This is a genomic window from Streptomyces sp. NPDC002867 (assembly GCF_053591895.1).
Genome location: NZ_JBSFUR010000021.1, coordinates 123,122 through 129,531 on the forward strand (window position 1 = coordinate 123,122; position 6,410 = coordinate 129,531).

At 70.1% G+C, this 6,410-nt stretch carries 6 protein-coding genes; all 6 read left to right on the forward strand.

What is annotated here, in order from left to right:
• Positions 1-22: 22 nt before the first annotated feature.
• Positions 23-1,018, forward strand: coding sequence for a sugar ABC transporter substrate-binding protein (locus ACWD0A_RS21205; protein ID WP_451300262.1), 996 nt, complete (start codon positions 23-25; stop codon positions 1,016-1,018).
• Between the two features lie 152 nt (positions 1,019-1,170).
• Positions 1,171-2,187 carry a sugar ABC transporter substrate-binding protein gene (locus tag ACWD0A_RS21210; protein ID WP_451300264.1) on the forward strand — a complete coding sequence of 339 codons (1,017 nt, stop codon included), beginning with the start codon at positions 1,171-1,173 and terminating at the stop codon, positions 2,185-2,187.
• Positions 2,184-3,248: an ABC transporter permease gene (locus ACWD0A_RS21215; protein WP_451300266.1), complete on the forward strand. Its 1,065-nt coding sequence runs from the start codon at positions 2,184-2,186 to the stop codon at positions 3,246-3,248. Before ACWD0A_RS21210 ends, ACWD0A_RS21215 begins: the two co-directional genes overlap by 4 nt.
• Positions 3,245-4,108 carry an ATP-binding cassette domain-containing protein gene (locus tag ACWD0A_RS21220; protein WP_451300268.1) on the forward strand — a complete coding sequence of 288 codons (864 nt, stop codon included), beginning with the start codon at positions 3,245-3,247 and terminating at the stop codon, positions 4,106-4,108. Before ACWD0A_RS21215 ends, ACWD0A_RS21220 begins: the two co-directional genes overlap by 4 nt.
• A 77-nt stretch (positions 4,109-4,185) precedes the next feature.
• Complete coding sequence (locus ACWD0A_RS21225) at positions 4,186-5,352, forward strand: ROK family glucokinase (RefSeq protein WP_451300270.1); 1,167 nt, start codon at positions 4,186-4,188, stop codon at positions 5,350-5,352.
• A complete protein-coding gene (locus ACWD0A_RS21230; RefSeq protein ID WP_307712684.1) occupies positions 5,349-5,918 on the forward strand; it encodes a hypothetical protein in 570 nt (189 codons plus the stop codon). Before ACWD0A_RS21225 ends, ACWD0A_RS21230 begins: the two co-directional genes overlap by 4 nt.
• The last annotated feature ends 492 nt before the right edge of the window (positions 5,919-6,410 follow it).

Sequence of the window (6,410 nt, forward strand, 5' to 3'; positions counted from 1 at the left end):
GGGTAAGGAGGCGGACCCCACGATGCGCAGAACCCGCACGGCAGCAGCTCTGCTCGCCGCGAGTGCCCTGGTCGTCGTCGCCGGATGCAGCAGTTCCGGCGGCAAGGAGGGCAACGGGAAGCCCTCCGCCGAGGGGGGCGGCGAGGCCGCGAAGACACCCCGGATGAAGATCGCCATGGTGACCCACTCGGGCCAGGGCGACACCTTCTGGGACATCGTCCAGAGCGGCGCGAAGGTCGCGGCGCGCAAGGACAACGTCCAGTTCCTCTACGCGGCGAATCCGGAGGGCAAGGAGCAGGCGCAGCTGGTCCAGACGTACATCGACCAGAAGGTCGACGGCATCGTCGTCACCCTCGCCAAACCCGAGGCGGTGAGCGACGTCGTCAGGAGGGCCGTCGCCGCCGGCATCCCCGTCGTCACCATCAACTCGGGCGCAGAGTTCTCCAAGGACCTCGGGACGCTCGGCCACATCGGCCAGGACGAGTCGGTCGCGGGCGAGGCCGTCGGCGAGGAGCTCAACAAGCGCGGCAGGAAGAAGGCGCTCTGCGTCATCCACGAACAGGGCAACGTCTCGCTCGAAGCGCGCTGCGCCGGTGTGAAGAAGACCTTCGAGGGCACGGTCGAGAACCTCAACGTCGAGGGCACCAACATGCCCGCCACCACCTCGTCCATCGAGGCGAAACTGCAGAGCGCCGAGGACATCGACGCCGTCGTCACCCTCGGGGCGCCCTTCGCGGCCGCCTCGGTGAAGGCGAAGGACGGCGCCGGCTCCGACGCGGAGATCAACACCTTCGACCTCAACGCCGACGTGGTGAAGGCGCTCAAGGCCGAGGAGATCGCCTTCGCCGTCGACCAGCAGCCCTACCTCCAGGGGTACCTCGCCGTCGACGGACTGTGGCTCAACAAGGTCAACCGCAACGTCGTCGGCGGCGGCAAGCCCGTCCTGACCGGTCCCGCGCTCGTCACCGAGAAGGACGTCCCGGCGCTGGAGAAGCTCACCGCAGACGGCACCCGATGACGCGTCCATGCTCCGCTCCGCCGACGGCCGCGGCGCACCCGATGCCGACCCGGCGACCAGGCGTGACACATACTTGGGCGGCCGGGTCAGGTCGTTTCGTCCCCCGGCCGCACAGGGCAGCGCAGCGAGTACGGCAAGAAGGGCACGGCGTCGTGGCACGGGCAAGGACAGGGGTACGCGCACTGGGCGCGGTGCTCGCAGCGGTACTCGGAGCGACCCTGGTCGGGTGCAGCAGCACCGGCGGCAAGCGCGCCGAGGACGCCCGCAAGGCCGCGCAGAACGCCCGTGGCAAGGCCGCGGTCACGACCCCGCGCTGGACCTTCGCCATGGTCACCCACTCGGGCGACGGCGACACGTTCTGGGACATCGTCCAGAGCGGAGCCAAGGAAGCGGCCGCCAAGGACAACATCAACTTCCTCTACGCCCACAGCGACGAGGGCCAGCAGCAGGCGCAGCTCGTCGACTCGTACATCTCCAAGAAGGTCGACGCGCTGATCGTCACCCTCGCCAAGCCCGACGCCCTGAAGGGGGCCGTCGCCAAGGCCCGCAAGGCTGGCATCCCCGTGATCACGGTGAACTCCGGATCCGAGCAGTCCAAGGCGTTCGGCGCCCTGACCCACATCGGCCAGGACGAGTCCGTCGCCGGCGAGGCCGTCGGCGAGGAGCTCGACGCGCGCGGGAAGAAGAAGGCGCTGTGCGTCCTGCACGAGCAGGGCAACGTCGGTCACGAGCAGCGCTGCGCCGGGGCGGCGAAGACCTTCGGCGGCCGGATGCAGAACCTGTACGTCGACGGCACCAACATGCCCGACGTCCAGGCGTCCATCGAGGCCAAGCTGCAGGCCGACCGGTCCATCGACGCGGTCGTCACCCTCGGCGCGCCGTTCGCCGACGCCGCGGTCCAGGCGAGGAAGAGCGCCGGGTCCGGGGCCGAGATCGACACGTTCGACCTCAACTCCAAGGTCGCGGCCGGCCTGAAGGACGGCAGCCTCGGCTTCGCGGTGGACCAGCAGCCCTACCTCCAGGGCTACGAGGCCGTCGACCTGCTGTGGCTGTACAAGTACAACGCCGACGTCCTCGGCGGCGGCCGGCCGGTGCTGACGGGGCCACAGATCATCACCCGGAAGGACGCCGCCGAGCTCGCGGAATACACGGATCGGGGGACCCGATGAGCGCGACCGCACCACCCGCCACACCCGGCAGGGCGCCGGAGGGAACCGACGAGCGGCTGCTGCGCACCTCCCCGCTGCGCAGGCTGATGGGCCGGCCGGAGCTGGGCTCGGTCGTCGGCGCGGTGGCCGTCTTCGTCTTCTTCTCCGTCTTCGCCGACTCCTTCCTGAAGGCGTCCAGCTTCTCCACCGTCCTGTACGCCGCGTCGACGCTCGGCATCATGGCCGTGCCGGTCGCGCTGCTGATGATCGGCGGCGAGTTCGACCTGTCGGCCGGCGTCCTGGTCACCACCTCGGCACTCGTCTCCTCGATGTTCAGCTACCAGATGACCGCGAACGTCTGGGTCGGCGTGGGCGTCTCCCTGCTGGTCACGCTCGCCGTCGGGGCCTTCAACGGCTTCATGCTGACCCGAACGAAACTGCCGAGCTTCATCATCACGCTCGGTACGTTCCTGATGCTCACCGGTCTCAACCTGGGCTTCACCAAGCTGATCAGCGGCACCGTCTCGACGAAGACGATCGGTGACATGGAGGGCTTCGACTCGGCCAGGAAGCTGTTCGCCTCCGAGCTCACCGTCGGCGACGTGAGACTCAAGGTCACCATCCTGTGGTGGTTCGTCCTGGTCGCCGTCGCCACCTGGATCCTGCTGCGCACCCGCTTCGGCAACTGGATCTTCGCGGTCGGCGGCGGCGCGGACGCGGCCCGCGCGGTCGGCGTCCCGGTCGACCGGACCAGGATCGGGCTGTACATGGGGGTCGCCTTCGCCGCCTGGGTCTCGGGCCAGCACCTGCTGTTCTCGTTCGACGTGGTGCAGTCCGGCGAAGGCGTGGGCAACGAGCTGACGTACATCATCGCGGCCGTCATCGGCGGCTGCCTGATCACCGGGGGCTACGGCTCGGCGGTCGGCTCCGCGGTCGGCGCGTTCATCTTCGGCATGACGAGCAAGGGCATCGTCTACGCCGAGTGGAATCCGGACTGGTTCAAGTTCTTCCTCGGAGCGATGCTCCTTCTGGCCACCCTGCTCAACGCATGGGTGCGCAAGCGTGCGGAGGCGACCTCATGAGCGCACTGGTGGAGCTCGACGGCATCAGCAAGTACTACGGCAACATCCGCGCCCTCGAAGGCGTCTCGCTCGAGGTCCACGCGGGGGAGATCACCTGCGTCCTCGGTGACAACGGCGCGGGCAAGTCCACCCTCATCAAGATCATCGCCGGCCTGCACCGGCACGACGCCGGCACCTTCTCGATCGAGGGCGGGACCACCACGCTGAACTCCCCGCGCGAGGCGCTGGACCGCGGTATCGCCACCGTCTACCAGGACCTGGCGGTCGTCCCGCTGATGCCGGTGTGGCGCAACTTCTTCCTCGGCTCCGAGCCGACGAAGGGCGCGGGCCCCTTCAAGCGCCTCGACGTGCGGACGATGCGCGAGACGACCCGGTCGGAGCTGCTGCGCATGGGCATCGACCTGCGGGACGTCGACCAGCCGATCGGCACGCTGTCCGGCGGCGAGCGCCAGTGCGTGGCGATCGCCCGCGCCGTCTACTTCGGTGCCAAGGTGCTGGTGCTGGACGAGCCGACCGCCGCGCTCGGTGTGAAGCAGTCGGGTGTGGTGCTCAAGTACGTGGCCGCGGCACGCGACGCGGGCCTCGGCGTGGTGCTGATCACCCACAACCCGCATCACGCCTATCTCGTCGGTGACCGTTTCGTCCTGCTCAAGCGCGGCGTCATGGCGGCGAGCCACACCAAGGACTCGGTCACGCTCGACGAACTCACCCGCCAGATGGCGGGGGGAAGCGAGCTGGAGGACCTGCGCCACGAGCTGGAGCGCGCGCCCGCCCCGGCACACCTCGGCGGCCATGACGTCAAGGCGCCGCCCGCCGCCGGCCAGGGCCGTGACCGGCAGGCCCGCCGGGCAGGGCACTAGCATCGAGGGCGGCGGGCGCCGCCCGCCCCGGGACCGGGGTCCGGGTCCGGACCGCCACGACGAACCGCAGGGACGACTTGAGCACGTACCGCGACTTCACGCACCGAGGCGCCGCGCGCGGCACCGTCCTCAAGACCGTCGGGCCGCGCGAGCGGCGCTCCCACCTCAGCGCGCCCCGGGTGCCGACCGTCGGCATCGACATCGGCGGCACCAAGGTGATGGCCGGGGTCGTCGACGCCGACGGCGTCATCCTGGAGAAGGTCCGCACCGAGACCCCGGACAAGTCCAAGAGCCCCAAGGTGGTCGAGGACACGATCTGCGAGCTGGTCCTCGACCTCTCCGACCGCCACGACGTCCACGCGGTCGGCATCGGCGCCGCCGGCTGGGTCGACGCCGACCGCTCCAAGGTCCTGTTCGCGCCCCACCTGGCCTGGCGCAACGAGCCCCTGCGCGACGCGCTCTCCGCCCGCCTCGCCGTCCCCGTCCTCGTCGACAACGACGCCAACACGGCCGCCTGGGCCGAGTGGCGCTTCGGCGCGGGCCGCGGCGAGGACCACCTCGTCATGATCACCCTCGGCACCGGCATCGGCGGCGCCATCCTGGAGGACGGTCAGGTCAAGCGCGGCAAGTACGGGGTCGCCGGTGAGTTCGGCCACATGCAGGTCGTGCCCGGCGGCCACCGCTGCCCGTGCGGCAACCGCGGCTGCTGGGAGCAGTACAGCTCCGGGAACGCGCTGGTGCGCGAGGCCAGGGAACTCGCCGCGGCCGACTCCCCGGTGGCGTACAACATCATCGACCGGGTCGGCGGCAACGTCCAGGACATCACCGGGCCGCTGATCACCGAACTGGCCCGCGAGGGCGACGCCATGTGCGTCGAACTGTTCCAGGACATCGGCCAGTGGCTCGGCGTCGGCATCGCCAATCTCGCCGCCGCCCTCGACCCCTCCTGCTTCGTGATCGGCGGCGGTGTCAGCGCCGCCGACGACCTGCTCATCGCACCCGCGCGGGACGCCTTCCGCCGCCACCTCACGGGCCGCGGCTACCGGCCGGAGGCGCGCATCGCCAAGGCCCAGCTCGGGCCCGAGGCGGGTATGGTCGGTGCGGCCGACCTGGCTCGCCTGGTCGCGCGCCGCTTCCGCCGGGCGAACCGACGCCGGGTGGAACGGCACGAACGATACGAGCGCTACGCGCAGGCCCTGCGCAGTCCGAGCTCCGTCCGTCCCACCCAGGAACCGCCGTCATGACCTCCACGCTGACCCGACAGTCCATCCCGCCGGCCCCCGAGGGCCGGCGGCACATGCTGGTGCGCCGTTGGCTGACCGCGATCACCATCGTGCTGCTCGTCGGCATCCCGGCCGGCTACCTCGTGATCTCCGCCGAGCAGAGCCGCGCCAGCGGCCGGGACAAGGAGGCCGAGTCCTCGGCCACCGGCCTGCGCGACAAGTGGCCCTCGCTGATGAAACGCCGCATCTTCGAGGTGCCGATCCCGGAGGGCTCCTGGCGCGTCGGCTACTACGAGACCAGTAACTGGAAGACCAGCCGGCTGTACGTGCAGTTCCGCACGACCCCCGACGGGCTGGACACGTTCCTGAAGGGCGTCGGCACCAGCCGGGACGCCCTCAGGGACGGCAAGGTGACCATCAGCGACCGCGACAGCGAGGTCGCCGGCTGGAACTTCCGCCTGAAGGGCCGCGCCTGGGCGGGCACCACGCACCCCAACAAGGACCCGCGCCCCACCCAGGACATCACCGTCGACCTCACGGAACCGGCCAAGCCCTGGGTGTACGTCGTGTCCACCGCGACGCCGTAGGGGATCATCCACCGGCGCCCGCCTCCCGGGCGCCGATCCCCACCGGGATTCCCCACGGTGTTCACATCACGGACCCGCGATGGCCGTAAGTGGCCGTTCAGGACGACCCCCTGACCGGACCGGGTCGTTCCACTCATTACCGTGGGGCGCGTGAGTGAGACGCAGACGCCCCCGAAGACCCTGCAGTACCGGATCGACGGTCCCGACGACGCCCCCGTGCTCATCCTCGGCCCCTCGCTGGGCACCACCTGGCACAGGTCATAACGACCGTCCAGGGGTGTCCGCCGGATCCAAGCCAGGCGCTCAATGCCAGGTCAGAGCCTCAATGTCCGGGGGAGTCCGCACGGTCTGTGAGGCCTGTGTGAGAGCGCGTGAGACGACGAAGCCCCGCCGGATGGGCGGATTCAACAAATCGTCGCAACACGGGGTGTGTTGGGGTCGTTCGTCAGTAGCCCGGTGAAGCGCTCGGCTGGGGTGTCCCAGCCGAGCGTC

Excerpts from the sequence above, each read along its gene's own strand:
- ACWD0A_RS21205 (WP_451300262.1), top strand. The coding sequence starts at position 23 with ATGCGCAGAACCCGCACGGCAGCAGCTCTGCTCGCCGCGAGTGCCCTG.
- ACWD0A_RS21220 (WP_451300268.1), top strand. The coding sequence starts at position 3,245 with ATGAGCGCACTGGTGGAGCTCGACGGCATCAGCAAGTACTACGGCAAC.
- ACWD0A_RS21230 (WP_307712684.1), top strand. The coding sequence starts at position 5,349 with ATGACCTCCACGCTGACCCGACAGTCCATCCCGCCGGCCCCCGAGGGC.
- ACWD0A_RS21215 (WP_451300266.1), top strand. The coding sequence starts at position 2,184 with ATGAGCGCGACCGCACCACCCGCCACACCCGGCAGGGCGCCGGAGGGA.